Below are 26,408 nucleotides of genomic sequence, written 5' to 3' on the forward strand. Positions count from 1 at the left end.
TGCTCGACGGCACCCTCACCGCCGAACCCACCCCGCAGGGCGGATACACGACGGAGCTACGGGCCCCCACCCGGCCCGCCTGAGCACCACCCGCCCGCCTGAGCACCACCCGCCCGGCGCTCCGTGGAGCGCGACCCCTGCCCCGCGCCTCTCTGCCAGGGGACCGACGACGGTCCCCTTCCCCCGGACCTGCCGGCCCTGGGGAGGCGCCGGGCAGATCGTCGCGGCCGGCCGCGAGGCCGCGAGGCCGCGGCGCCACTCCTCGTCGCCCTGCCGAGCCACGCCGAGCCATGCCGAGCCCTGCCGACGCCTCAGTGCGGCTCTCCCGGAGGACTGTTCTCCCGGAGGACGGTCCGCACGGACCCGCCGCGCGTACTCAGCCGCCCTCGTTGATACGGCGCAGGAAGGCGCGGGTGCGTTCGTGGGCGGGGTCGGTCATGAGCTGCTCCGGGGGACCGTCCTCCAAGACTTCCCCTCCGTCGAACATGATGAGCCGGTCCGCGGCCGAGCGGGCGAACCCCATCTCGTGCGTGACCACGATCATCGTCATGCCGTCGTCGACGAGTTCCTTCATCACGGCGATGACCTCGCCGACCATCTCCGGGTCGAGGGCGCTCGTCGGTTCGTCGAAGAGCATCAGCTCCGGCTTCATGGCGAGGGCGCGGGCGATGGCGACGCGCTGCTGCTGGCCGCCGGACAGTGCCGACGGCCGTGACGACGCCTTGTGTTCGAGGCCCACCCTCGCCAGGAGGGCCTGCGCCTGCTCCCTGGCCTCGGCTTTCGGCGTGCCGAGGACCTTCGTCGGCGCGACGGCCACGTTGTCGAGCGCTGTCAGGTGGGGGAAGAGGTTGAAGCGCTGGAAGACGAAGCCGATGTTGCGGCGGCGTTCGGCCACCACCTTCGCCCGCTCCTCCACCGGCCGGCCGGAGCCGGGCTGCCGCGGCCGGTAGCCGACCGGGCGGCCGTGGATGAGGATCTCCCCCTCGTCGATGCGTTCCAGGTGGTTGAGGCATCGCAGGAACGTGGTCTTGCCGGACCCGGACGGCCCCACCATGACGACGACCTCGCGGGCCCGGACGTCCATGGAGATGCCGTTCAGCACCCGTACGTCGCCGAAGCGCTTGACCACCCCGCGTGCCGACATCACCGCCGACGCGTCGGCCGGACCGGCGGACGCCCCGGCCCCGTGACCTTCTTGTTCCCCGGCCTGCCGCTGTTCCCCGGCCTGCTTCGTGATCGGTTCCATGTCAGTGGGCCTCCTTGCCTACGAGCGTGGCGTCCTGGCGGCCGGCGGTGCGGCGCAGGCCGCCGCCGGCGAGCCGATCCCGCAGCGAGGGTGCGGCGATCACCCGTCCGGGATCCGCGAGTCTGCGCTCGATGAACCGCTGGACGAACGACCACACCGTCGTCAGCGCGAGGTAGTAGCACGCGGCGACGAGGAATATCTCGAAGGTCTTGAAGGTCGCCGAGTTGATCGACTGCGCGGTCAGGAACATCTCCTGCAGGCCGATGACCGACAGCAGGGAGGTCGACTTCATCATCAGGTTGAACTCGTTGCCCAGCGGCGGAACGATGATCCGGATCGCCTGCGGCAGCAGCACGACCCGCATGGTCGTCGCCGGGGTCATGCCCAGCGCCTGCGCCGCCTCCGCCTGTCCGGGATCGATGGCGCCGAGGGCCGCGCGGAAGATCTCGGCCATGTACGCGGCCTCGTTCAGGGCGAGCGTCAAAGTGGCCGCCTGCACGACGCCGAGGAGCACCAGCCCGCCCACCTGGACGTCGCCGAAGCGGTAGACGCCCGCCGCGGCGAGGCCGTTGTAGACGAGGACGAGCTGGACGAGCAGGGGCGTGCCGCGGATCAGCCAGACATAGGTCCGGCCGCCCCAGCGCAGCGGGGCAAAGCGGCTGCGCTGGGCCAGGGCGACGCCGAATCCGAGAATCACGCCGAGCAGTTGGGCGATGACCGAGATGTAGACGGTGCGCCAGAGTCCGTCGAGGAACGCCCCGGAGGGGGAGAACAAGTAGTGCCAGAAGAACGGCCAGTCGAAGCCGGCCGGCTGCCCTGCGTCGGCGAGCACGGTTGCGTGGGTCACGTGGTCTTCTCTCTGCGCGCCTGCCGTGGGATCAGTTGGCGATGTCGTCGCCGGACAGGTTCCACTTCTTGAGGATCGTGTCGTACGCGCCGCTCTTGCTCACCGCGGCCAGCGCCTTGGTGAGCGCGTCGTGCAGGGCCGTGTCGTCCTTGCGGGTCGCGGCTCCCACCTTGATGCGGTTGAACGGTTCGCCGACGAGGCTGAAGGTGTCCGGCTGCTGCTTCAGCACGTATGCGGCGGTCTCCAGCGTCGTGCCGTAGGCGTCCACGAGTCCGATGCGCAGTTGCTGGAGGGCGTCGCTGTCCTTGGTGAACTGCCGGATGTCGATCTTCGGCTTCCCGGCCGCCGTGCACTTCCCGGACTGGTCGGTGAGGTACTGGATGACGGTCGTGCCCGTCTGCCCGGCCGCCTTCTTGCCGCACAGGTCTTCCGCGCCCTTGACGTCCTTGGCGTTCTTCCCGGCCACGACGAGGGTGTTGGAGGCGTACATGTACGGGACGAAGTCGACGACCTTCTCGCGCTCCGGCTTGATGTAGAGCTGGCTGATGATCGCGTCGCACTGCTTGGCCTGCAGCGCCGGGATGATCCCGTTGAAGTTGGTGTTGGCCCAGTTCGCCCGGACCCCGAGCTCGGCGGCCAGCGCGTCCCCGAGTTCGATCTCGGCGCCCACCGGCTTCTGTGCGACGTCGTAGTACGTCAGCGGCGGCGCGCTGATGTCCGAACAGTAGGTGATCTGACCGTCCTTGACGAGCGCGCCCGCGGGCACCTTGACCGACGCGGCCGTCGTGGCGGCGGCGTCGGCGCCGCCGGAGTTCCCGGCGCATCCGGTGAGGGCCATGGCGGCCACGGCGGTGGTGCCGGTCAGTACGGACACCGATCTACGGGAGAAGGAGAGCGACCTGGCCATTTCCGAACCCCTTTGAGAGTTCGCGCTGTTGCGCGGCGATGTAAGTCAATGCCATAGTCGATAACGTTGACTATGAGAGGGAAGCTTGGCCCGCCGCTCTCGGACTGTCAAGAAGTCTCACGTAACGCGACGGTTAAAGAGGCCGCACCGCAGGCGGCCGCCGGCGCACCCGGGAAGGGGAACGATGTCCGCAATCACCGAACGTCCGCTCGCCGCGAGAGGCGGCGCCTGGGCCGTCGCGACACCCCACGCCGCGGCCAGTGAGGTGGCGGCCGAGGTGCTGCGCGGGGGCGGCAACGCGGTCGACGCGGCCCTGGCCGCCGCCGCCATGCTGACGGTGGTCTACCCCAACCAGTGCTCCGTCGGCGGCGACCTGCTGGCCATGGTGGGCACCCGGGACGGGGACGTCCGCTTCGTCAACGCCGGCGGCCGCTCTCCCCGCGCGGTCGACGTGGCGTCGCTGACGGCGGCGCACGACATGATGCCGGTCCTCGGCGCCCTGCCGGTGACGGTTCCCGGCGTGGTCGCCGGATGGGGCGCTCTCGCCGAGAACTGGGGCACCCGTCCGCTCGCCTCGGCGCTCGCACCCGCCGAGGCCGCCGCCCGTGAGGGGGTGCCCGTGGCCCCCGGACTGGCCCAGGACCTCGCACGCGAGAGCGGCCACCTGGTGCGGGATCCCGGCATGCGGGGCGTGTTCTTCGCCGACGGCGAGGTCCTCGCGGCCGGACAGACGCTGCGCCAGCCCCACCTCGCCCGCTCCCTGGCCCTGATCGGCTCCGAAGGCCCCGCCGCGATGTACGGCGGAGAGGTGGGCGCGAGCCTGGTGAAGCTGCTCGCCGCCGGCGGCTCCGCGATGACGGAGGAGGATTTCGCCGCACACACCGTGGAGCTGTCGCAGGCGCTCGCCGCGGAGTACGACGGTGTCGAGTACCTGTCGGCCGGCGCCAACTCGCAGGGCCTCTACTTCCTCCAGGGTCTCAAGGCGCTCGACGTGGCCCGCACCGTCCGCGGACCGCTCGACCCGCTGGGCCGCGACGCCGGCCTGGTCGCCTCCGTGCTCGCGTGGACCGCCGGCGACCGCGACCGCTACTGCGCCGACCCGGACTGGGGCAGCGCCCCGGTCGACCACCTGCTGTCCGACGAGTACGCGCGGCGCGTCGCCGAGCACGCCATGTCGGGCACGGCGGTCGACCTGCTCGCCCAGCGCAAGGCGACCGGCGACACCGTCGCGGTGGTCGTGGCCGACGCGGACGGCACCTGGGTCTCTCTGATCCAGAGCGTCTTCCACAGCTTCGGCGCCGCCCTGCTCGACCCCGGCACCGGGATCGTCCTGCACAACCGGGGCGCCTCGTTCTCCCTCGACCCCGCCTCGCCCAACGGGCTGGCCGGAGGGAAGCGGCCCCTGCACACGCTCATGCCGGTCCTGGTCCGGGAAGGGGGCGAACTCGTCGGCGCGCACGGGGCCATGGGCGGACGCGCGCAGCCCCAGGTGCACACGCACATGGCTCTGCATCTCGCCGCCGGTTCCTCTCCCGAACACGCCGTGTCGGTGTCACGCTGGGTCCTCGGAGCCATGGAGGCGGGGGTGACGACCGGCGCGGGCGTCGTCAGCACCGAGCAGGACGTCCCTCCCGCCGGCGTCCACGCGATCGAGGAGGCGGGCTTCACGGTCCGGTCGCTCGACGCGAACGACGACGGGGTGGGGCACGGGCAGTTGGTCCGGCGGGTCCCCGGCGACGGCCGGCAGATGCTGGCGGCGGCCACCGATCCGCGCGCGGACGGTTCGGCGGTCGCCGGCTGACGCCGTGGCCGGGTGCGCGATCATGGGAGGGATCGACATGGGGAAGGCAGCATGACCGACAGCAGTGCCAGGACGACCAAGAGGGCGAGCCGGTTGCCGCGAGGCACCCTGAGTCAGGAGCTGATCGTCCAGGCGGCGTTCCGGGTCGCGGACTCCTCCGGCATGGAGAAGCTGACGTTCCAGGCCCTCGGCCGTGAGCTGTCCGCCCACCCGACGGCGATCTACCGGCACTTCCGCAACAAGGACGAACTGCTGCTCGCACTCATCGACGCCCTGCACGAGGAGGCACTGGCCAACACCCCGCCGCCCACGGACGACTGGGCCCACGACCTCATGGAGATCGCGATCCACACCCATGAGGCGTTCCTCCGCCATCCCCGGGTGGGGGCCCTGGCCGCCGCACGCACCGCCCGGCGGGAGAACGAGTTCAGGTCCGTGGAGCGCAAACTGGACTGCATGCGCCGGGCCGGCCTCGACGACGCCGAAGCCGCCCGCTACTACCGGGTCTTCGCCGACATGGTGCTGGCCTACAGCGCCATGGACGCGAGTCTGGCCGCGCTGTCCCCGGAGCTCCGGGACGCCGACCTGCACGCCTGGAAGACGGACTACCTCACGCTGCCGCACGACAGATACCCCAACATCGCGCGGGTCGCGCCTCGCTTCGTGGGCCTGGACGACCCCCAGAACTTCGTGACGGCCGTCCAGGCGGTCATCGACACGGTCCGCGCGAAGACGGAGCGCGAGGCCCGCGACACCTGAGCCGCGGTACGCCGGGCCTCACGGCGCGGGCGCGACGCGACGGGAGCCGAGGTCTCCCGGAGAGCTGCCGCCCGTGGCGCGCCGGCCGGAGCAGAGCCGACCGGGCTGCGGTCCGGAGCAGCGCGCTTGGGCGACAGCGGGTGTACGGCCGACGTCGCGCGGGCCCGGCCGGCCCGGCTCACGGAACGGACGGCCCTCCCGACGCCGGCAGCTGATGACGACGGGCCCTCCGCAGGCAGCCGCGTCCAGGCGGCCCGGGCCGAGGCCGCATGCGTGCCCGGGCCGAGGCGGCATGCGTGCCCGGGCCGAGGCCGCATGCGTGCCCGGGCCGGGAGAGCGCGGCCGTATCCGTCGGTCAATGGGCGCAGAACTCCGCCGTGATCGCCTGCTCGATGGTGTCGGTCGGGTCGAGCCAGTCGTTGTTGAGGACGAAGGACATGGTGTGCCGGCCGTCGCGGGTGCCGCTCATCCACGTTTCGTAGCCCTGGATCGAGCCTGCGTTGCCGTACACGGTGACGCCGCAGGGCGTCCGCGCGATCACCACGCCGAGGCCGTAGCGGAGCGTGTCGGTGTTGGGGAAGGACCCCGGCGTCGGGGTGAGCATCTCGCGCAGCAGCCGGGCGGGGAGAAGTCCGCCGCGGAGCAGGGCGGAGTCGAAGCGGTCGAGGTCCCCGACCGTGGAGATCATGTCGCCGTTCCCGGCGGCGAAGGAGGGGTTGTAGTCCGTGGCGTCCTTGATCTCCGGGCCCGCCGGGTCGGCCGGGTCGGGCTTGGTGTACCCGTGCAGGCGAGGGAAGGGCAGGAGGGGCGAGCAGCCGGGGAAGGACGTGGCGGCCAGGCCGAGGGGCCGCAGGATCCGGCGGGTGATCCGGGCGCCGTAGGTCTGGCCGGTGATCTTCTCGACGACCATGGCCAGCAGCGAGTAGTTGGTGTTGGAGTACTCCCAGGACGTCCCGGGGGCGAAGGCCGGCGGGTGGTCCGTCGCGAAGCGCACCAGTTCCCGCAGGGTGAAGCAGTGCTTCGGGTCCTGCACCGCGATCTGTTCCACCCGGGGGTCCTGCGTGTACTCGTACAGGCCGCTGGTGTCGTTGAGCAGCATGCGGATCGTGATGGCCGAGCCGTCGTTGCCGTTGCGGTCGACAACGCCGGGAAGGACGTCCGCCACGGTGTCGTCGAGCCGGAGCCGGTGCTCGGCGACGAGTTGGAGCACCGCGGTCGCCACGAACGTCTTGGTGACGCTGCCGATGCGGAACCGCATCGGTGCCCTGGGCCGTTCACCGGTCCGGATGTCGGCGACGCCGACTGCCGCATCGCGGACGCGGTGGCCGGTGCGCGACTGGGCGAGGGCGCCGGGCGAGCCCTGCCGGACGGCCGCGTCAAGGACGTCGAGGAGCGTGCTGGGGTGTCCGGGGCCGCGCGTCGCGCCGTCGCGGACGTCTGCCGCCGAGGCCGGCGTGGCGAGCAGCCCGAGGCCGAGCACGAGGGCGAGCCCTCTGAGAACGGCTCTGGGCAGCAAGGGTCGGTACACGGAATGCCTCCATGACGGGTCCGTAACGGTCGCTGTGCGGGTGACTGGTGAGGTCCGGTCGTGTCCGGGCGTGTCCGGTCCCGACGAGGTGCCCGCAAGCATCCGGGCCGCCGTGCTGCGCCGAATGAAGATCAGCAAGTCGGAGAACCCGCCGAGGGAGATCTCCTCCGTGCCGATGGGCTCGTGGAACCGGTCGTAGAACGGGTTGTGGAACCGGTCGGGGACCGGCTGGGCCGCCCACTGCCTGGCGGACGCGGAGCCGCGGGGTCCGCAGGTCCAGGATGTGCTTGTCGTGAGTACCGCGCCGAGTGGGTGAGCGTGGTGCGGCGGAGGACGGCAAGGCCAGGATGAGACAGCGACCGGTGGCCTGCCGGGGCGGCATCCGGGTGTTCACCCGCGTGGACGTCCGGGGCCACCCGGGCGGCCCACCGGGCGCCCGGTGGGAAACCTGGAGGCTGAGGACCCGCGTCCCTCGTGGCCGGCGCCGTCGCTTGAGCCGGCCGGTGGACTCTCCGGGCCTGTCTGCCGCCCCCGTGGCGGACATGACGAGATCTTGTCTTCCGTGACTGAACTGACCAGACGTCAGAAACGGCGTTTCTGTGTTGCTGCGAGCACGCACCGGGTCTGGCTCGTCGCCCTGGCGACCGTGCTGTTGCTCGCCGGCGTCGACGCCGCCGGCGCCGGAATCTCCGCCGCGGCAGGCGCGCCCTCCTCGGGCGGGGCGAAGAGGTGGTCGACACCGGGACCGCAGCGTGCCCTGAGCGGGGTGCTGCAGCCGGGACCCGTGGTGCACGCGCAGGCCGGACCGCCGGCCCCGGCCGCCCGAGCTCAGCGGACACCGCGTCGGCCGGGCCACCCCCGGCGGCGACCGGGCCCCGCCGACCCGGCCCCGGCCCCGGCCCTGGTGCCGGACGTCTCCCCACGGCTGGGCGCGCCGGTGCCCGACCCGGATCACCGACCGACCCCGCCGCCCAGGGACCCCAGGCGGCTGACGCTGTTCCGCGACACCAGCGTGCCGGTGACGACCGGACTGCCGTGGTGGAAACCGGAGCCCAGCACGGACCAGTCGGGCCGGGACATCTTCGCCACCGGCAACTTCCACGCCGAGTTCTCCCGTGACAACGGCAGGAACTGGCGAGGACTGGACCCGTACACCGTCTTCGGCCCCGACTTCTGCTGCGACCAGGTCACCAAGGCCGACTTCTCCTACCGCCGGCAGCACTGGGTGCTGCAGTACATTCCCGCCTTCAACGAGCACCCGGGCGGTGGACACCTTGTTCTCGCGAACTCCCGGATCGGGGACTTCGTCGACTGGCGTCCCTACACGATCACCCCGTCCGCCTTCGGCTGGTCCGACGACCTGAACCTCGACTACAACGACGTCGTGATCGGCCACCGGTTCCTGTATCTGACCACCCGCCTCATCAGATTCCACGACGGGACGGACGACTACGACGTCCTGGCCGCGGCGCTCCTGCGGGTCTCGCGGGCGGATCTGGCCGCCGGGCGTCCCGCTCACTACGACTCGATCACCCGCACCGACACCATCGGGGGCGGCGCCTACGGGGAGGACGGGGAACTGCGGGTCCCCCAGGGCATCACCGACGTCGCCTACGCGGCGTCGACCACCCTGCCGGAGGGCAAGGGCCGCCGACTGCGCCTGCTGGTCTGGCCGGAGAAGTCCCAGTGGGTGACCACTGTCGACCGGGACGTACCACCGTTCCGCTACATGACCTTTCAGGTTCCGGGAAGGGAGGGTGACTGCAGCAGCAAGGACAAGACGGTCACCAACTGGTGCGGCGGGGCGACGTCCGGTGGCGTGTTCGCCGCACGAGGCCGCGGCCACCTGTGGTTCGCCTGGGCCGCTCAGCAGTACGGCACACAGCGGCCCTTCCCGTACGTGAGGATCACCGTCGTCCGCGAGTCCGATCTGCGCGTCGGCCTCAGCCACGACGTGTACAGCCGCACCATCGGTCACGCCTACCCGGCGATCGCCCCGGACGAGCGCGGCCACATCGGCTACATCGACGCCTTCGGCGGCGGCGCGGGGAACAGCCACTACTTCCCCGGCTCCATGATCGCCGTGTTCGACGACATCACACCCGTCTCCCCGAGCGTCGACTACTTCCTCCCCGGCAAGGGCAACGCCTGTTCCGGCAGCAACCCGCAGACGGGAGACGAGGGGGAGTGGGGCGACTACCTCACCGTCCGCGGCTGGCACCCGGGCGGCGGCGTCTGGATCGCCACCGCCATGGCGCGCGTGGACGACACCCCGGCCGACTGCTCGACGGCCGGGCCCATGACCATCAAGAACATCGTCTTCGGCCGGGAACGCGACCGGCACGTCTACGAACGAGGCATCGACGACAACCGTCGCTGAGCCCGCATCCGCCGGTCAGCGAGGCACGCCGTCGGCGAAATCCTCGACGGCCGGCACCGGGTCACTCTCGGAAACACATGACCCCAGGCCACTGGCCTGGGGTCCCACTCTGCAGCGGGTCAGGAGAACCGAACTGCTCGATCTGCGTCGCCGGCATGACGAGCTCTGGCGAACATTCCAGCCCGCAGCTGAAACACCGCACCGAGCACGATGACCCCGAGAGCAATGGTGGAAACAACCATCCCCGCTCCGGAAGAGAGCCCGAGAAGCCTGGCCCCGCCGTCCAGGACGAAGCCGCCACCCATCGCGATCCCGCCCCAACCAGCCCTGGGTGACCGCGTATACGCCGCGATTCCCCGGCTGCCGGTCAAGGTCGACACGCCCAGGACGACGACAAAGCAGCCGGAGCACAGAATGATCCACGCAGACATGGCACCCCTCCGCGCGGGAAGGCTACTACCGCACGGGCGTGGTCCGGCGGTGCGCAGGTGAAGCACCGGTACAGCCCGTGCCGAGCCGCATCGGCCTCACGCACTTCGCGGTCCTCTCCGACGGCACGAAGACCGACTCCCCGCGCTTCCTGCGGCGTGCGGAGAAGAAGCTGAAGAAGGCCCACAAGGAACTGTCCCGCAAGCAGAAGGGATCAAAGAACCGGGCCAAGGCCCGTCTGAAGGTCGCCCGCGCCCACGCCAAAGTTGCTGACGCGCGCCGTGAGTTCCACCACCAGCTCTCCACGAAGCTGATCTCCGAGAACCAAGGGATCGCCGTGGAGGACCTGCCGGTGGCGGGACTGGCCCGCACGAAGCTGGCCAAGTCCGTGCACGACGCCGGATGGTCCTCGTTCATCGGCATGCTGGAATACAAAGCAGAACGGTACGGCCGCGATCTGGTCAGGATCGGCCGGTTCACACCGACCTCCCAGACCTGCTCCACCTGCGGCGTCAAGGACGGACCCAAACCCCTGAACGTCCGGGAATGGACGTGTGCCGCCTGCGGTACCGTCCACGACCGGGACACCAATGCCGCGATCAACGTGAAGACGACCGCCGGACTGGCGGTATCGGCCTGCGGAGCGCCGGTAAGACCAGGAGCGATCCCGGCACAGCGCGAAGAAACAGGAAGCCACGGATTCCCGACCCGACACCGTGCCGCGTAGCGGCACGGCAACACGTCGAGAAGGCCAGAATCCTCGAGCTTCAGCCCGAGGAGCAAGTCAAAGCCGCCAGAACCGGGCGCGCTGGAGGCGCGAGGACCGCCGGGACCACGAACACCACAGGTGACCCCGTGGAGCGTTCGGCAGCCACGGTCTCCGGACGGCTTCAGCCGGGCCGGACATGTCGAACTCATTGAGAGGTACATGCCATGCATCGCGAGGCGCTGTCGGAGAGCGAGCGGGCCCCGCCGATGACCCGGTCTCGGCCGGTGCGGTTGCGGGCCCCTGTGGTCGCGGTGGTTGCTGTACTCCGCTGCCGTACAGCCTTGCCGGGCAAGACCACGCAATGTTCATGAATCATCAACCGGGCCGACGCCGATCCGGCCGTCCCGCGACGGCGACTGTGCCTTGACTGTGTGCCCTCGCTCCTCTGGAAGGTGTTCGCACATGGCCAAGAAGACACGTAGCCGCGTTGTCGCGACAGCGGTGGTGACGGGCGTAATCGGCGTCGGCCTCGCACTGTCCTCCGGTGCCGCCGACGCCAGTGGCGGTGTGGCCGCCTGGTCGTCGGTGCCGGCTGTCACCGACGCCCGCGGCGTGACCGCTCCGAACGTCCTGTCGCCCGGGCTCACCGAGCACCCCGTCGCGCAGGGCTCCCTGAGGCTGGAGAACCCGACCGACCAGGTCCCGTACTACGGATACCTCGGCGACGGCACGCTGCTGCCCGACCCCGGCATCAAGCAGGCCCCGGGAGTGAAGATCGAGGCCGGCAAGACCGAGCCCGACAAGAACACCTACCTGAGGCTGTCCGGTCAGCACGGCGCCGACGCGTCGTACTCGTACGGCACGCACTTCCTCTTCCAGGGCCACGAGGGCGGCGAGGCCGGGTACATCACCCGCGTCAACCTCGACGCCGACCAGGCGCACCGGGTGACGCTCCTGGCCACCAAGGAGACCGACGGCACGAGCATTCCCGCCATCGACGGCTCCACCTGGGACCCCTGGGCCAAGCGGCTGCTGTTCACCTCCGAGGAGGGGACCGCGGGCGCCGTGCTCCAGGCCACCCCGGACATCAACTCGAAGGTCCAGGACATCTCCTTCGTCACCGGACGGGCCGGCTACGAGGGCATCCAGAACGACTCCGCCGGCAACCTGTGGATGGCCGAGGACAGCGGCGGCGCGACGGTCGCCACCAAGACGAAGATTCCCAACAGCTTCGTCTACCGTCTGATCCCGTACGACAAGCACGACCTCACCAAGGGCGGCAGGCTCCAGGCACTGCAGGTGGTCTCCCGCCGCAGCGGCTCACCCATCGCGTTCCAGAACGTCGACGGCGCGCACCCCACCGGCGGAGCGTTCACCGACGACGAGAAGGACCTGACCAACTACGGTCCGGCCCTGACCACCCACTGGGTGACCATCCACGACACCAAGACCGACACCAGTGGCAAGGCGTTCGACGCCAACGCCCTGGCGAAGGCTGCCAAGGCGACCCCGTTCAAGCGGACCGAGAACGGCCAGTTCCGCCCCGGCACGGACTTCCGCGAGTTCTATTTCGACGCCACCGGCGACACCAACACCACCAGCACGGCCAACGACGGCTACGGCGGCTGGGGCACCCTCTACAAGCTCACGCAGAGCGACCCGCGCTCGGACGACGGCAAGCTCAGCGTCTTCTACGCCGGCGACAAAGCGCACACCGGCATCGACAACGTCACCTTCCTCGACCGCACGCACGTCGCGTTCGTCGAGGACGCCAGCGACACCGTGCACACCCAGCGCGGCGCCCTGGACTCCGGATACGTCTTCGCCACGACGACCGACTACTCGCGCGGCGCGCAGCCGGTGCGCTTCCTGGCCGAGGGCCGCGACCCCTCGGCGACCCTGGACAACATGCTGTCTTCGGTGAACGGCGGCATCCAGAACGACGGCGACAACGAGATCACCGGCATCCACGTCTCCGACGGCGACCCGGGCACGCACGGCATCCTCGGCGCCAAGGTGCCGAGGCTGTTCCGTGACGGCTGGCGGCTCTTCTGGACCCAGCAGCACGGCGACAACACCACTTGGGAGATCACCCCGGACGACAAGTAGGGGTGCGGCCAGTTGGGGCGGGACGGCGACCGATGCTCACGTCCCGCCTCACTGGCCCATCGGCCACCGGAGCGCTGACAAGAGTTCACCGCCCGTCCGTTCACCCACGGACCTCGAGGCCAACCGGGGCCGCCAGACTCCCCGCCGGGCCGATCAGCGTCTGCCGCCCGCGCCGCTGCAGGCCGCACAGCTTCCCCCACTCCGGCCGCTGACCAGCCGTGCCCCCGGCCCACCCGGGCCGCTCGACCGTGAGGGAGAACCCGATGAGATCGTGGCGCCACACCCTGTCCGCCACCGCCGCCCTGAGCCTGCTCACGCTCGCCGTGTCCACCGGGCCCGCTTCGGCCGGCCCGGACACCGCCGGCACGGGCGCCACCAACGACGACACGCCGTTCACTTTCGCGGTGTTCGGCGACATGCCCTACGGTGACGCCGAGATCGCCGACTTCCCGCACGTCATCAGCCGGATCAACGCCGACCCCGACGTCACCTTCGTCACGCACCTCGGGGACATCAAGAACGGCTCGACGGTGTGCGGCGACGCGTACTTCCAGATGATCAAGTCGGACTTCGACCAGTTCAAGGACCCGCTGGTGTACACCGTGGGCGACAACGAGTGGACCGACTGCCACCGGCCGAGCAACGGCTCGTACAACCCGCTTGAGCGTCTCGCCGAGATCCGCCAGGTGTTCTTTCCCCGTCCCGGCTGGACCCTGGGCCAGAACAGCGTGCGGGTGACCTCGCAGGCCGACGAGGGTGTCCCGGAGGACGTCCGCTACACCCGTGCCGGCGTCGCCTTCGCCGCGGTCGACGTGGTGGGCAGCAACAACAGCATGGAGCCGTGGACCGGAAACACCCAGCCCACCCCCGAGCAGGCCGCCGAGGTACTGGCCCGCACGGCGTCGGTAACCGAGTCCATCCACGCCACCTTCGCCTCGGCCCACCGCCACCACGACCGGGCCGTCACCCTGATGATGCAGGCCGACATGTTCGACCCCACCGTCAGCGATCCCTCCTACGCCGACTACTACGCCTTCCAGCCGATCGTCGCCGCCGTCGCCCGCGAGTCGGCCGCCTTCGACGGCCCGGTCTACCTCTTCAACGGCGACAGCCACCTCTACAACAGCGACCAGCCGCTGGCCGCCGGCTCCTCGTGGCTGTCCTTCTACCACCTGACCACCGCGGTGCCCAAGCTGCACCGCATCACCGTCGACGGCTCCGACAACGCCAAGGACTACCTGAAAGTCACCGTCCGGCCGCACAACCCCCAGGTCCTCAAGTGGACCCGGATTCCCCTGGACGGCTCCGGCTCCTGACTCAGCATCCGACGCCGGAGCCCCTGCCCCGGGCCCGGCGCTGGTGCCGGAAGTTCTGGGCAGTCGTCCGAGTAGGCGGCGCGGATCTATCAGCACTCGGACGAGGAGCGGCAGAAGAGGTGAGTACGTCGGTGACCTCGGTGCCCACAGCACCCTGGAACCCATCGTCACCCGCTCCGTCACCGCTGCCTCCGTATGGGGAACCAGGCTGTGGACCCCGGGTTCCGGCAACGGCGTGGTCACTGCGAAGGACCTGAAGACCGGCAAGACCACCGACACCGTCAGCACCGGCGCCCCGTGTGTCCGCAAAGAGTTGCAGGCGGTCGGCCGTTGGATCCACTGGTCCTGCGGTCCGACCGCGACAGCCGGCGTCTGGGACCGTACGGCCAAGAAGAACATCCCCGCTCCCGTCCGGCCAGGCGTTGCTCGGCGACGGATACCTCGTCCGGCACGACACATCGGCCGGGCTCTCCTCCTCACCGCTCGCTGGTCTGAGCCTCTGCATCCGGTCACCAGGCTGATGAGGCCGAAGCGAAGGGGCGTGGCGTGATCAGCCGAACAGCTGCGAACCGAGCGGGCGCTGCCGGTCGAAGCCGGGGAGGATCAGATGCCGTCGATGAAACACGTTCACCGGCAACGGCGTCGACGTCGGCTGGACGTTCCCCACCGCCACGCGGGGCCGGGGCAACTGCCTGCGCGGCAACGAACTGCGCAGCACGGCGCCCGCCCGGCTCGTGACCACCGCATCCTGCCCGGTGGCGCCAAGGCGTTCTCATCAAGCAGTAGTTGGGAGGCGCCGAAGGCGCCCCGTGGCGCCCTCTATTCGGCTTCTGAGCGGTTTGTCCCACACCACGATCAGCGGGGCACCCCCCAGGTCCCGCCGGGCAGAGCTCAGCAGGTCCGCGAACTCACGCGCCCGGAAGCCCTTCTTCTCGCCGGTCCGGCCCCGGTACGTCCGGGTCCGGTAGATCAGACGGGTCTCGCGGCCCGGTCTGAAGCAGATCATCCCGGCCATCAGGACCCGACCGGAACCCGTGCCCGGCACTCTGACGAGCGGTGTCCGCCCGCGCCTCGACCAGGTGCGGCCCTCCACCGACTCGGGTAGCGCCTTGGCGTCTCGAATGGGGTTTGCCATCGGGATGGCAGTTTCGGGCAACGGGAACCGGCACCGGTGGGCTGATCGTCATGCAGAGCATGCCTTCCGTTCTCATTCTTGGTTTCGATCCTCACGCGGTGCCTGGTATGGACGGGGACGCCATGCGCGCGGTCCTGGACAAGGAACTGGCCCGTTTCGGCGAACACGCCGTCGACGCTTCCATGACGCTGATCGCGCCGGACGAATCAGCCGAGTCCACGGTGGTCTCGGCACTTTCCGGACAAGACTGGGACGTCGTCGTCATCGGGGGTGGGATACGCAAGCCTGAACCCCTCGTGACGTTCTTCGAGCAGGTCGTGAACCTGGTCCGGCGGCATGCACCAGGGGCCGCGATCGCGTTCAACACCAGCGGCGGCGACAGCGTCGAGGCTGCCAAGCGGTGGCTGTGAAGCCCAGCCCCTGGGCTGAACAGCGGAAGGAATCAAGGGTCCGTCACTTGGGGCGCCCCGCGGCGCGACCCCGCGCACCACAATGAGAAGCCCACAGGCAGCTAGCTACGCCCTTATGGTGCGGATGTGGTGCGCGCCACGTTGACCGGTCTGGACAACAAAGAACCCCCGGGTCATCGACCTGGGGGTTTCTGCTGGAGCGGGTGACGAGAATCGAACTCGCGCTCTCAGCTTGGGAAGCTGATGTTCTACCATTAAACTACACCCGCGTAAGACGCCGGTCTGGGCCGGTGTCGGAACGCTCCGTCACTCTACCTCATGCCAGGCCCCGGGCGCTGAAGCCCCGGGGCCTGAGTGTGTTTCAACGGGAGGGATCCGGTTACACGAGGCGGGAGTTGGGGCGTACGGTGTGCGGTGGAAGTGGGGTCGGGCGGGGTCGGAGTGCCGCCTGTGAGGTCGTCCCGTTCGTCCCGTAATGTGGCTTTCAGTGTCCGGCGAGCAGCAGCCGGACGCGGCTCTTGGGGAAGGGACTACAGGACTTGATGGAGCGCACCGTCGTCCGTTGTGCCGATGGGCACGTGTTCAGCACCGCTTCGTTCCCGATGCAGCAGGCGTTGCGGCTCGGTCCCGGGCGGCTCGTCCGGTGTCCTCGTTGCGCCCGGTTGCGCAACGCCGTGCCGGTGACTCTCGAGCAGAGCCACCGCGAGGAAGCGGTGGCCGTCGGGGAGCGGTAGCCGTGTGCGCGGAGGAACGCGAGAAGAGCGGTCCTCGTACGCGCAGCGGTCTTCGTACGCACAGTGGTCCTCGCACGCGCAGCGGTCTTCGTGCCGGGCGGGCGGGTGTGTGAGGCGCAGTCGCCGTGAGGCGGCGGTCGCCGTGGCAGGAGACTGACGCGGCTTGCGGCACGGCGCGTGGAGTCGTCCGATGGTGGTGGCTCCGCGCGCCTTGCGTATCCTCGGGACGTGCTTCTCTCAGACAAGGACATCCGGGCCGAGATCGACTCCGGACGGGTACGGATCGATCCCTACGACGAATCCATGGTGCAGCCGTCGAGCATCGATGTCCGGCTCGACCGGTACTTCCGGGTGTTCGAGAACCACCGGTACCCGCACATCGACCCCTCAGTCGAGCAGGCCGACCTGACCCGGCTCGTGGAGCCCGAGGGCGACGAGCCGTTCATCCTTCACCCCGGGGAGTTCGTGCTGGCCTCCACGTACGAGGTCATCTCGCTCCCCGACGACCTTGCCTCCCGGCTGGAGGGCAAGAGTTCGCTCGGCCGGCTCGGACTGGTCACCCACTCCACCGCCGGGTTCATCGACCCCGGGTTCTCCGGGCATGTGACGCTCGAGCTGTCCAACCTCGCCACTCTGCCGATCAAGCTCTGGCCCGGGATGAAGATCGGCCAGCTGTGCATGTTCCGGCTGTCCTCGCCCGCCGAGTCGCCGTACGGCAGTGAGCGGTACGGATCCAGGTACCAGGGCCAGCGCGGTCCGACGGCCTCCCGGTCCTTCCTGAACTTCCACCGAACTCAGGTGTGACCTGCGGCGTGGACGACGCCGGCGCCGGGTCGGTGCGAGAGAAGCGGGGGAAGCGGGCCGAAGTCCCGGCCGGCTTCCCCTCGAGCGTGCTGCCTGTCGTGCGTGGGGCGGCGTAGCCGGTCACGCAGTCCGTGAGGTACCAGTAGCCGGTCGTCGTGGCGTCGAGGAACGGGCTCCAGGCGTTGGTCACCGGGGACGCGCCCGGCATCCATACGAGCGTGGAGTATTCGTCGGTGGAGTTCACGTTCGGGTCGATCTCGATCCGGATGTTCGGCATGTTCGTCGGGCCGCCGCAGGTGATGTTCTCGCCCGTACGTGAGGCTGGGAGATCGTCACTATGAGTGAAAGTCGCTCGGCGTGTGAAAGGCCCCCGGAGTTCGCCGTCGTCCGGGGGCCTGTCGCGTGCCTACCTGCCTACTGCTACTGGCTACGGCCTGTCCTCTGCTCGCCGGCTGCTAGAACGTGCCCAGCTTCACGATCGACAGCAGGGCGATCAGCTGGATCGACGACGCGCCCAGCGCCTTCGGCCACGGCAAGTCGTGGGAGCGGCCGACCATCAGGGTGAGGAGGGCGCCGCCCGCCACCCAGGTCGCCCAGCCCAGCAGCTGGACGAACGAGGCGTCGCCGCCGAAGAACATCGCGAAGACGAGGCGAGGCGCGTCCGTCAGGGACATGATCAGCATGGAGAGGCCGACCGTGGGCTGCCACGCGCCGTCGCCGCCGAGCTGCCGGGCCAGCGTGTGGGTGACCACGCCCAGGACGAAGGAGCTCAGCACCATCGCGACGGCGGTCGTCAGGACGATCGGGATGGCGTTGGAGAGGGTCGCGTTGATCGCGTCCTTGCGCGCGCCGTCGAAGCCGAACACGGCGAGCAGCCCGTAGAGGAACGTGACGACGAGGGCGGGGCCCCACATCGTGTAGTCCCGCATCTGCAGGAAGGTCTGCTGGGGGGCGAGGACGACGCCCTTGATCAGTTCCTTCCAGTGCAGGCGCGGACCGACGGGGCCGGCCGGAGCCGCGCCTGCGTGGTACGTACCGCCCTGGTTGTACTGGTCGTACTGGGAGTGCTCGTCGATCGAGAAGGCCTGGGTGTGGCCCGGGTTGTTCGCAGCGTACGGGTCGTGCGGGACTCCCCCCGGAGCGCCTGCGCCGGGACCGCCGGGCGCCCCGTAGGGGGCGTCGCCGCCGAAGTACTCCGGCTCGTCGCCGTTGCGGCCGCCGTGACCGCCGCCGTTCGCCTGCGGCCACTGGCCGCCGCCCGCGCCGCCGTACTGCGGTCGCTGCGGCGGGTACGGCTGCTGGGCAGACGGGTAGCCGTACGACGGCCCCGAGGGACCCGACGGCCCTGAGGGACCCGACGGGCCCGAAGGCCGCGACGGTCCCTGGGGCGCCTGCTGCCCGTACGGAGGGTGTTGCGGTCGCGTTTGCGGGGCACGGTTGTCCCGGCCGCCGCGTCCGATCCTGAATCCAGCCACGCCTTCGAACGTACCTGGTCCCGCCGATTGACGGGCCGGGGCCGTCGTTCGCGCACGGCTTTGCTGCCGAGCTGTGACATCCCCTAAGGGGAGCAACGGTGCTGGATTCAGTGGTTGTTCAGGGGAATGCCCCAAGGGTGAGGCGGGCCGGGGGAGGGGAGCCGGGGAACGACGTCGCCCCCGCGTCCGGCTGGAACACGGGGGCGACGGTACGGCCGTCCGGGTTACTCCACCGGCTGCGGCTCGGGCTCGCTCTCGGCCTGCGCCTCGCCCGCGGGGGGCTCGTCGTCGACCGGGGTCTTGACCGACTCCAGCAGGAGCTGGGAGACGTCCACGACCTGGATGGACTCCTTGGCCGTGCCGTCGTTCTTCTTGCCGTTGACCGAGTCGGTCAGCATGACGAGGCAGAACGGGCAGGCCGTCGAGACGATGTCGGGGTTGAGGGAGAGGGCTTCGTCGACGCGCTCGTTGTTGATGCGCTTGCCGATCCGCTCCTCCATCCACATCCGCGCGCCGCCGGCGCCGCAGCAGAAGCCGCGCTCCTTGTGGCGGTGCATCTCCTCGTTCCGAAGACCCGGGACGCTCGCGATGATGTCGCGCGGCGGGGTGTAGATCTTGTTGTGCCGGCCCAGGTAGCAGGGGTCGTGGTAGGTGATGATGCCCTCGACCGGGGTGACCGGGATCAGCTTGCCCTCGTCCACCAGGTGCTGGAGCAGCTGGGTGTGGTGGATGACCTCGTAGTCGCCACCGAGCTGCGGGTACTCGTTGCCGATGGTGTTGAGGCAGTGCGGGCAGGTGGCGACGATCTTCTTCGCCGACTTCGGCTTGGCGGACTCCGGCACGACCTTGCCGTCGTCGTCCAGCTCCTCGCCGAACGCCATGTTCAGCGCCATGACGTTCTCCATGCCGAGCTCCTGGAACAGGGGCTCGTTGCCGAGGCGGCGGGCGGAGTCGCCGGTGCACTTCTCGTCGCCGCCCATGATCGCGAACTTGACGCCCGCGATGTGCAGCAGTTCGGCGAACGCCTTGGTCGTCTTCTTGGCGCGGTCCTCCAGTGCGCCCGCGCAGCCGACCCAGTACAGGTACTCGACCTCGGTCAGGTCCTCGATGTCCTGGCCGACGACCGGCACCTCGAAGTCGACTTCCTTCAGCCACTCCAGGCGCTGCTTCTTGGCCAGGCCCCAGGGGTTGCCCTTCTTCTCCAGGTTCTTGAGCATCGTGCCCGCCTCGGACGGGAACGCGGACTCGATCATCACCTGGTAGCGGCGCATGTCGACGATGTGGTCGATGTGCTCGATGTCCACCGGGCACTGCTCGACGCAGGCTCCGCAGGTCGTGCAGGACCACAGGACGTCGGGGTCGATGACGCCGTTCTCCTCGGCGGTGCCGATCAGCGGGCGCTCGGCCTCCGCGAGGGCTGCCGCGGGGACGTCCTTGAGCTGCTCCTCGCTCGCCTTCTCCTCGCCCTCCGCCGACTTGCCGCCGCCGGCCAGCAGGTAGGGGGCCTTGGCGTGGGCGTTGTCGCGCAGGGACATGATGAGGAGCTTGGGGGAGAGCGGCTTGCCGGTGTTCCAGGCGGGGCACTGCGACTGGCAGCGGCCGCACTCGGTGCAGGTGGAGAAGTCCAGCAGGCCCTTCCAGGAGAACTGCTCGACCTGGGAGACGCCGAAGACGTCGTCGTCGCCGGGGTCGGTGAAGTCGATCGGCTTGCCGCCGGAGGTCATCGGCAGCAGCGCGCCGAGCGAGGTGGCGCCGTCCGCGTTGCGCTTGAACCAGATGTTCGGGAACGCCAGGAAGCGGTGCCAGGCCACGCCCATGTCGGTCTTGAGCGCGACCGTGATCATCCAGATGAACGACGTCGCGATCTTGAGGCCGGCGAAGAAGTAGGTGAGGTTCTGGAGCGTGGAGACGTCCACGTGCTCCAGCGCCGACACCACCGGGTACGAGATGAAGAAGGACGCCTCGTAGCCGTCCACGTGGTGCTGGGCGCCTTCGAGCGCGTGCAGCATGAAGATGCAGACGCCGACGATCAGGATGACGGCTTCGACGAAGTACGCCTGGCCGAAGTTGGAGCCGGCGAACCGTGACTTGCGGCCCGGCCGGTCCGGCCGGCTGAGCTGGCGGATCACGATCAGCACCAGGATGCCGAGCACCGTCATCGTGCCGATGAACTCGACGAAGACGTTGTACGGGGCCCACTCGCCGATGACCGGCAGCAGCCAGTCGGACTGGAACAGCTGGCCGACGGCGTTGACGATCGTCAGCAGCAGCGAGAAGAAGCCCACCGCGACGAACCAGTGCGCGACACCGACGACGCCCCAGCGGTTCATCCGGGTATGGCCGAGGAACTCCCTGGCCACGGTGACGGTGCGCTGGACGGGCTCGTCGGTGCGCGTGCCCGCGGGCACGTTCTGGCCGAGCCGCATGAAGGTGTAGATCTGCAGGACGGCGCGGGCGAACAGGGCCACGCCGACCACGATCAGAACCAGCGACACGATGATCGCGGCGAGTTGCATTTGGGGGCTCCTCGGGCCTGCGAGGGGACTTCGTCAGTGATTACTAAGCGGTAACTTATGCAGTCCGTCAGAGACTACCCCGTATTCTCCGTCGCACTGTAGCGGGAGGCGGAGTGATCTGAGTCGCTGAGGGTCGCCTCAGGATCCGGTCATAATCCGGCCGTGTTATTCGTACCAAATTGGTACATTTATGACTAATTTATATCCGTGCTCTACGGGATCGTCGCCGCCGCCATCGCCCTGTTCCTCTCCGCCGCCCTCGCCGCGCTGCTGCGCGCGCCCGCTCTGCGCCTCGGACTGCTCGACCGGCGGCAGCGACAGCGGCGCGTGCCGCTGTTCGGGGGCGCCGCCGTCGTGCTCGCCACCTGCCTCGTCGCGGTCACCGGCGACCGGACGGGCATCGCCCCGCTCGGGGACGGGATCGAGGTGCTGCTCGCTGCCGGGGGCGCCGTCGCCGCGCTCGGCCTGATCGCCGACGTGTGGCGGCTCAACGTGCGCTTCCTGGTGCTCGGCACCGCGGTCGCGGCCGCCTTCGTCGTGCCCTACGGCGACACCGGGACGCTTCCCGGGGTGGCGGCCGTCGGCTGGATCACCTTCGTCGCCCTCGCCTTCCGGGCGCTCGACCACGCCGACGGGGTGGCCGGGACGGTCGGGGTCGTCACGGCCTTCGGGGTGGCCGCCTGCGTCGCCGTTGAGATCATGGACGGTCTGGTGGTGCTGCTCAGTGTGTTCGCCGCCGCGCTGACCGGGTTCCTGATGCACAACTGGCCTCCCGCGCGCGTGGCTCTCGGCGCGTGCGGCTCGCTCTTCTCGGGCTTCCTGCTCGCCGCGGCCGCCGTCATCGCCCGCGCGGGGCAGGATCCGGTCGAGGGCGCGGCGGTGCTGTTCGCGCTCACGGCCGTCGCCGGGGCCGACGTCCTGCTGGTGCTCGTGTCACGGCGGCTGGCCCGACGGCCTCTGCTGCGCGGGGCGCCCGACCATCTCGCCCACCGGTTGCGCCGGCTCGGGCTCACCCCCCAGGGGGTGGTCGTCCTGCTCGGGGTCGCGGCCTTCGGCGCGGTGCTCGTCGGGGTGCTGGCGCACGCCGCATGGCTGCAGGCGGGGGCGGTGCTGTGGGTGGCCGGCGGGGTGCTGGTGGTCGTGCTCGGGCTGCTGCGGGTCTCGGTGTACGGGCCCGCCCGCGCGCGTGGGGGCCGTCAGGGCGGCGGGCGCGACCCGCGCGGGGGCCGTCGTGCCGCCCGTGCCCCGCGTGCCCCCCGCGCGCGGGGGGCACTGCAGGAGGAGCGGACCGGCGCCCGCCCGGGGCCGCGGACGATGGCGCGTCCCGCACCCGTGTATGCGCCCCGACGTCAACCCGAGGCCGCGCAGTCGCCCCCGGATTCCGAGGTCCGACGAGCCGGAGGATCTGTATCGCCGCAGGTCAACGCCTCCTTGCGTGTAAGGAACGGATAAGAGTTGAGTGCGCTCGACTCAGGTCTGTTGACCCAGCGGTGAGTGTCGTGCACACTTGAGTCCGTTCCACTCAAGTCAGCTGGAGGAAGATCACCATGGCACGTGCGGTCGGCATCGACCTGGGCACAACCAACTCCGTCGTCAGCGTTCTGGAGGGCGGCGAGCCCACCGTCATCACCAACGCCGAGGGTGCCAGGACCACGCCGTCCGTCGTCGCCTTCGCGAAGAACGGCGAAGTCCTGGTGGGCGAGGTCGCCAAGCGGCAGGCGGTCACGAACGTGGACCGCACCATCCGCTCGGTGAAGCGTCACATGGGCACCGACTGGTCGATCGAGCTCGACGGGAAGAACTTCAACCCGCAGCAGATGAGCGCGTTCATCCTGCAGAAGCTCAAGCGCGACGCGGAGGCCTACCTGGGCGAGAAGGTGGCCGACGCGGTCATCACCGTCCCGGCGTACTTCAACGACTCCGAGCGTCAGGCGACGAAGGAAGCCGGTGAGATCGCAGGTCTCAACGTCCTGCGCATCGTCAACGAGCCCACCGCGGCCGCGCTCGCGTACGGCCTCGACAAGGACGACCAGACGATCCTCGTCTTCGACCTCGGCGGCGGCACCTTCGACGTGTCCCTCCTGGAGATCGGTGACGGCGTCGTCGAGGTGAAGGCCACCAACGGCGACAACCACCTCGGCGGCGACGACTGGGACCAGCGTGTCGTCGACTACCTGGTGCAGCAGTTCAAGGCCGGCCACGGCGTGGACCTCGCCAAGGACAAGATGGCGCTGCAGCGTCTGCGCGAGGCCGCCGAGAAGGCGAAGATCGAGCTGTCCTCGTCGACCGAGACCTCGATCAACCTGCCCTACATCACGGCGTCCGCCGAGGGCCCGCTGCACCTGGACGAGAAGCTCACCCGCGCCCAGTTCCAGCAGCTGACGGCCGACCTGCTGGAGCGCTGCAAGACGCCGTTCCACAACGTCATCAAGGACGCCGGCATCAACCTCTCCGAGATCGACCACGTCGTTCTCGTCGGCGGTTCGACCCGTATGCCGGCCGTCGCCGAGCTCGTCCGCGAGCTGACCGGCGGCAAGGACGCCAACAAGGGCGTCAACCCGGACGAGGTCGTCGCCATCGGCGCCTCGCTCCAGGCCGGTGTCCTCAAGGGCGAGGTCAAGGACGTCCTGCTCCTCGACGTCACCCCGCTGTCCCTCGGCATCGAGACCAAGGGCGGCATCATGACCAAGCTGATCGAGCGCAACACCACGATCCCGACGAAGCGTTCGGAGATCTTCACGACGGCCGAGGACAACCAGCCGTCCGTGCAGATCCAGGTCTACCAGGGCGAGCGCGAGATCGCGGCGTACAACAAGAAGCTCGGCATGTTCGAGCTGACCGGCCTTCCGCCGGCCCCGCGCGGCGTCCCGCAGATCGAGGTCTCCTTCGACATCGACGCCAACGGCATCATGCACGTGACCGCGAAGGACCTGGGCACGGGCAAGGAGCAGAAGATGACCGTCACCGGCGGCTCCTCGCTGCCGAAGGACGAGGTCGACCGCATGCGCCAGGAGGCGGAGCAGTACGCGGACGAGGACCACCGCCGCCGCGAGGCCGCCGAGGCCCGCAACCAGGGCGAGCAGCTCGTCTACCAGACGGAGAAGTTCCTCAAGGACAACGAGGACAAGGTCCCCGGCGAGGTCAAGACCGAGGTCGAGGCAGCCGTCGAGGAGCTGAAGGCCGCGCTCAAGGGCGAGGACACCGCTGAGATCCGCACGGCCACCGAGAAGGTCGCCGCGGTCTCGCAGAAGGTCGGCCAGGCCATGTACGCCGACGCCCAGGCCGCCGGTGGCCAGGACGCCGCGGGCGCCGCGGGCGCCGGCGCCCCCAAGGCCGACGACGACGTCGTGGACGCCGAGATCGTGGACGACGAGCGCAAGGACGGTGCCGCGTGACGGAGGAGACCCCGGGCTTCGAGGAGAAGCCCGACGTCCCCTCCGGCGCCACCCCTGAAGACGCCGAGCCGAAGACCGCCCCCTCCGCTTCGGCGGACGGGGCGGCCCCGGCAGGGGACGCGAACCAGACGGCCGGTCTGGTGGCCCAGCTGGACCAGGCCCGCAAGGCGCTCGACGAGCGCACGGCGGACCTCCAGCGCCTCCAGGCCGAGTTCCAGAACTACCGCCGCCGGGTCGAGCGGGACCGGATCGCGGTCAAGGAGATCGCCAGCGCGAACCTCCTGACCGAACTCCTTCCGGTGCTGGACGACATCGGCCGCGCGCGGGAGCACGGCGAACTCGTCGGCGGCTTCAAGTCCGTCGCCGAGTCACTGGAGACCGTCGCGGCGAAGATGGGCCTGCAGCAGTTCGGCAAGGAGGGCGAGCCCTTCGACCCGACGATCCACGAGGCCCTGATGCACAGTTACGCGCCCGACGTCACCGAGACGACGTGCGTGGCGATTCTGCAGCCGGGGTACCGGATCGGCGAACGCACCATCCGCCCCGCGCGGGTGGCCGTGGCCGAACCGCAGCCCGGCGCGCAGCCCGCGAAGGCCGACGCGGAGACGGGCGCCGCTTCCGAGGAGGCGGCGGACGACAAGGAGAGCGGTGGCCCGGACGAGGGCTGAGCTCGAGGCGACCGGCGCGCCGGTCGTCGTGACGACGCGAGAGGAGGGACGTCGAGGATGAGCACCAAGGACTTCATCGAGAAGGACTTCTACAAGGTCCTCGGCGTCCCCAAGGACGCCACCGAGGCCGAGATCAAGAAGGCTTACCGGAAGCTCGCTCGCGAGTACCACCCGGACGCCAACAAGGGCAACGCCAGGGCGGAGGAGCGCTTCAAGGAGATCTCCGAGGCGAACGACGTCCTCGGCGACCCCAAGAAGCGCAAGGAGTACGACGAGGCACGCGCCCTGTTCGGCAACGGCGGCTTCCGCCCGGGCCCGGGCGCCGGCGGCTCCTTCAACTTCGACCTGGGCGACCTCTTCGGAGGCGCCGGCGGCGCCCAGGGCGGTGGGGCCCAGGGTGGCTTCGGCGGCGGCATCGGGGACGTCTTCGGCGGTCTGTTCAACCGCGGCGGCGCCGGCGCCACCCGCACCCAGCCGCGGCGCGGCCAGGACATCGACACCGAGGTCACCCTGACCTTCACGGAGGCGATCGAGGGCGCCACGGTCCCGCTGCGGATGTCCTCGCAGTCCCCGTGCAAGGCGTGCTCGGGCACCGGCGACAAGAACGGCACCCCGCGCGTGTGCCCGACCTGCGTCGGCACCGGCCAGGTGGCCCGCGGCTCGGGCGGCGGCTTCTCGCTGACCGACCCCTGCCCCGACTGCAAGGGCCGCGGCCTCATCGCCGAGCACCCGTGCCTGGACTGCAAGGGCAGCGGCCGCGCCAAGTCGTCGCGGACCATGCAGGTCCGCATCCCGGCAGGGGTGACGGACGGCCAGCGCATCCGGCTGCGCGGCAAGGGCGCGCCGGGTGAGCGCGGCGGCCCCTCGGGCGACCTGTACGTCGTGGTCCACGTGGGCGTCCACCCGGTCTTCGGCCGCAAGGACGACAACCTGACGGTGACCGTGCCGGTGACGTTCACCGAGGCGGCCCTGGGCGGCGAGATCAAGGTCCCCACGCTCGGCGGACCGTCGTTGACGCTGAAGCTGCCGCCCGGCACCCCCAACGGCCGTACCATGCGGGCGCGGGGCAAGGGCGCGGTCCGCAAGGACGGCACTCGCGGCGACCTCCTGGTCACCGTCGAGGTGAGTGTTCCGAAGGACCTGTCGGGGAAGGCTCGTGACGCGCTGGAGGCGTATCGCGAGGCCACCGCGGGCGAGGATCCGCGCACGGAGCTGTTCGAGGCCGCGAAGGGAGCATGAG

General features: G+C 70.0%; 21 protein-coding genes, 1 tRNA gene and 2 pseudogenes. 14 read left to right on the top strand and 10 right to left on the bottom strand.

Translation table 11 applies throughout. The features are described from left to right. Positions 1-376 precede the first annotated feature (376 nt). The 3 genes from IE239_RS30550 to IE239_RS30560 all read right to left on the bottom strand — a co-directional run bounded on the left by IE239_RS30550 (position 377) and on the right by IE239_RS30560 (position 3,000). Positions 377-1,144: an amino acid ABC transporter ATP-binding protein gene (locus IE239_RS30550; protein ID WP_308435437.1), complete on the bottom strand. Its 768-nt coding sequence runs from the start codon at positions 1,142-1,144 to the stop codon at positions 377-379. Between the two features lie 103 nt (positions 1,145-1,247). Beyond that, positions 1,248-2,093: an amino acid ABC transporter permease gene (locus tag IE239_RS30555; RefSeq protein WP_190152676.1), complete on the bottom strand. Its 846-nt coding sequence runs from the start codon at positions 2,091-2,093 to the stop codon at positions 1,248-1,250. Between the two features lie 31 nt (positions 2,094-2,124). Further along, the gene (locus IE239_RS30560; protein ID WP_190152677.1) at positions 2,125-3,000 is read right to left on the bottom strand and encodes an ABC transporter substrate-binding protein; all 876 of its coding nucleotides are present in this window, start codon (positions 2,998-3,000) and stop codon (positions 2,125-2,127) included. Positions 3,001-3,184: 184 nt separating this feature from the next. Between IE239_RS30560 and IE239_RS30565 the strand changes: the two genes are divergently transcribed. After that, positions 3,185-4,801 carry a gamma-glutamyltransferase family protein gene (locus IE239_RS30565; RefSeq protein ID WP_190152678.1) on the top strand — a complete coding sequence of 539 codons (1,617 nt, stop codon included), beginning with the start codon at positions 3,185-3,187 and terminating at the stop codon, positions 4,799-4,801. A 51-nt stretch (positions 4,802-4,852) separates the two neighbouring features. Beyond that, positions 4,853-5,560 (top strand): TetR/AcrR family transcriptional regulator, encoded by a 708-nt coding sequence (locus tag IE239_RS30570; protein ID WP_190152679.1) that lies wholly within the window; start codon positions 4,853-4,855, stop codon positions 5,558-5,560. A 355-nt stretch (positions 5,561-5,915) separates the two neighbouring features. On the opposite strand, the gene IE239_RS30575 is transcribed toward IE239_RS30570, so the two are convergent. Next, positions 5,916-7,088, bottom strand: coding sequence for a serine hydrolase domain-containing protein (locus IE239_RS30575; protein WP_229878405.1), 1,173 nt, complete (start codon positions 7,086-7,088; stop codon positions 5,916-5,918). A gap of 70 nt (positions 7,089-7,158) precedes the next feature. Between IE239_RS30575 and IE239_RS43035 the strand changes: the two genes are divergently transcribed. Further along, a complete protein-coding gene (locus tag IE239_RS43035; protein ID WP_268254543.1) occupies positions 7,159-7,287 on the top strand; it encodes a hypothetical protein in 129 nt (42 codons plus the stop codon). A 363-nt stretch (positions 7,288-7,650) separates the two neighbouring features. Continuing rightward, a complete protein-coding gene (locus IE239_RS30580) occupies positions 7,651-9,468 on the top strand; it encodes a hypothetical protein (protein ID WP_190152680.1) in 1,818 nt (605 codons plus the stop codon). 119 nt (positions 9,469-9,587) lie between these two features. Here IE239_RS30580 and IE239_RS30585 read toward each other — a convergent pair whose 3' ends face one another. Then, entirely contained in the window at positions 9,588-9,899 is a 312-nt protein-coding gene (locus tag IE239_RS30585) for a hypothetical protein (RefSeq protein WP_190152681.1), read from the bottom strand. A gap of 89 nt (positions 9,900-9,988) precedes the next feature. Here IE239_RS30585 and IE239_RS30590 point away from each other — a divergent pair. From IE239_RS30590 to IE239_RS30600, 3 genes and pseudogenes are all read left to right on the top strand, one after another. Further along, positions 9,989-10,624, top strand: a pseudogene (locus IE239_RS30590) (RNA-guided endonuclease TnpB family protein); the annotation flags it as partial. 444 nt (positions 10,625-11,068) lie between these two features. Continuing rightward, positions 11,069-12,715, top strand: a complete 1,647-nt coding sequence (locus tag IE239_RS30595) for a phosphatase (RefSeq protein ID WP_190152682.1) — start codon at positions 11,069-11,071, stop codon at positions 12,713-12,715. Positions 12,716-12,978: 263 nt separating this feature from the next. Next, positions 12,979-14,031 (top strand): metallophosphoesterase, encoded by a 1,053-nt coding sequence (locus IE239_RS30600; RefSeq protein ID WP_190152683.1) that lies wholly within the window; start codon positions 12,979-12,981, stop codon positions 14,029-14,031. Between the two features lie 550 nt (positions 14,032-14,581). On the opposite strand, the gene IE239_RS43345 is transcribed toward IE239_RS30600, so the two are convergent. Next, positions 14,582-14,749, bottom strand: coding sequence for a hypothetical protein (locus IE239_RS43345; protein WP_190152684.1), 168 nt, complete (start codon positions 14,747-14,749; stop codon positions 14,582-14,584). Between the two features lie 123 nt (positions 14,750-14,872). Then, positions 14,873-15,115 (bottom strand): annotated as a pseudogene (locus IE239_RS43495) (IS630 family transposase); the annotation flags it as partial. Positions 15,116-15,225: 110 nt separating this feature from the next. Between IE239_RS43495 and IE239_RS30610 the strand changes: the two are divergent. Continuing rightward, positions 15,226-15,576 (top strand): hypothetical protein, encoded by a 351-nt coding sequence (locus tag IE239_RS30610; protein ID WP_190152759.1) that lies wholly within the window; start codon positions 15,226-15,228, stop codon positions 15,574-15,576. Between the two features lie 195 nt (positions 15,577-15,771). Here IE239_RS30610 and IE239_RS30615 read toward each other — a convergent pair. Then, positions 15,772-15,845 (bottom strand) — tRNA-Gly (locus IE239_RS30615). Positions 15,846-16,118: 273 nt separating this feature from the next. Between IE239_RS30615 and IE239_RS42505 the strand changes: the two genes are divergently transcribed. Continuing rightward, positions 16,119-16,310, top strand: a complete 192-nt coding sequence (locus tag IE239_RS42505; protein ID WP_229878406.1) for a hypothetical protein — start codon at positions 16,119-16,121, stop codon at positions 16,308-16,310. Positions 16,311-16,538: 228 nt separating this feature from the next. Continuing rightward, entirely contained in the window at positions 16,539-17,114 is a 576-nt protein-coding gene (dcd, locus tag IE239_RS30620) for a dCTP deaminase (protein WP_190152685.1), read from the top strand. Between the two features lie 455 nt (positions 17,115-17,569). On the opposite strand, the gene IE239_RS30625 is transcribed toward dcd, so the two are convergent. Both IE239_RS30625 and IE239_RS30630 read right to left on the bottom strand, forming a co-directional pair. Further along, complete coding sequence (locus IE239_RS30625; protein ID WP_190152686.1) at positions 17,570-18,589, bottom strand: Yip1 family protein; 1,020 nt, start codon at positions 18,587-18,589, stop codon at positions 17,570-17,572. A 224-nt stretch (positions 18,590-18,813) separates the two neighbouring features. After that, positions 18,814-21,105 carry a (Fe-S)-binding protein gene (locus tag IE239_RS30630; RefSeq protein WP_190152687.1) on the bottom strand — a complete coding sequence of 764 codons (2,292 nt, stop codon included), beginning with the start codon at positions 21,103-21,105 and terminating at the stop codon, positions 18,814-18,816. Between the two features lie 207 nt (positions 21,106-21,312). Between IE239_RS30630 and IE239_RS30635 the strand changes: the two genes are divergently transcribed. From IE239_RS30635 to dnaJ, 4 genes are all read left to right on the top strand, one after another. After that, positions 21,313-22,557 (top strand): MraY family glycosyltransferase, encoded by a 1,245-nt coding sequence (locus tag IE239_RS30635; RefSeq protein WP_190152688.1) that lies wholly within the window; start codon positions 21,313-21,315, stop codon positions 22,555-22,557. A gap of 95 nt (positions 22,558-22,652) precedes the next feature. Further along, positions 22,653-24,500 carry a molecular chaperone DnaK gene (gene dnaK / locus IE239_RS30640; protein ID WP_190152689.1) on the top strand — a complete coding sequence of 616 codons (1,848 nt, stop codon included), beginning with the start codon at positions 22,653-22,655 and terminating at the stop codon, positions 24,498-24,500. Further along, positions 24,497-25,168, top strand: a complete 672-nt coding sequence (gene grpE / locus IE239_RS30645; protein WP_190152690.1) for a nucleotide exchange factor GrpE — start codon at positions 24,497-24,499, stop codon at positions 25,166-25,168. Before dnaK ends, grpE begins: the two co-directional genes overlap by 4 nt. Positions 25,169-25,225: 57 nt before the next feature. Continuing rightward, entirely contained in the window at positions 25,226-26,407 is a 1,182-nt protein-coding gene (gene dnaJ, locus IE239_RS30650) for a molecular chaperone DnaJ (protein WP_190152691.1), read from the top strand. Position 26,408: the final 1 nt, after the last annotated feature.

It is taken from the genome of Streptomyces humidus (assembly GCF_014649655.1).
Taxonomy (GTDB): Bacteria; Actinomycetota; Actinomycetes; order Streptomycetales; family Streptomycetaceae; genus Streptomyces; species Streptomyces humidus.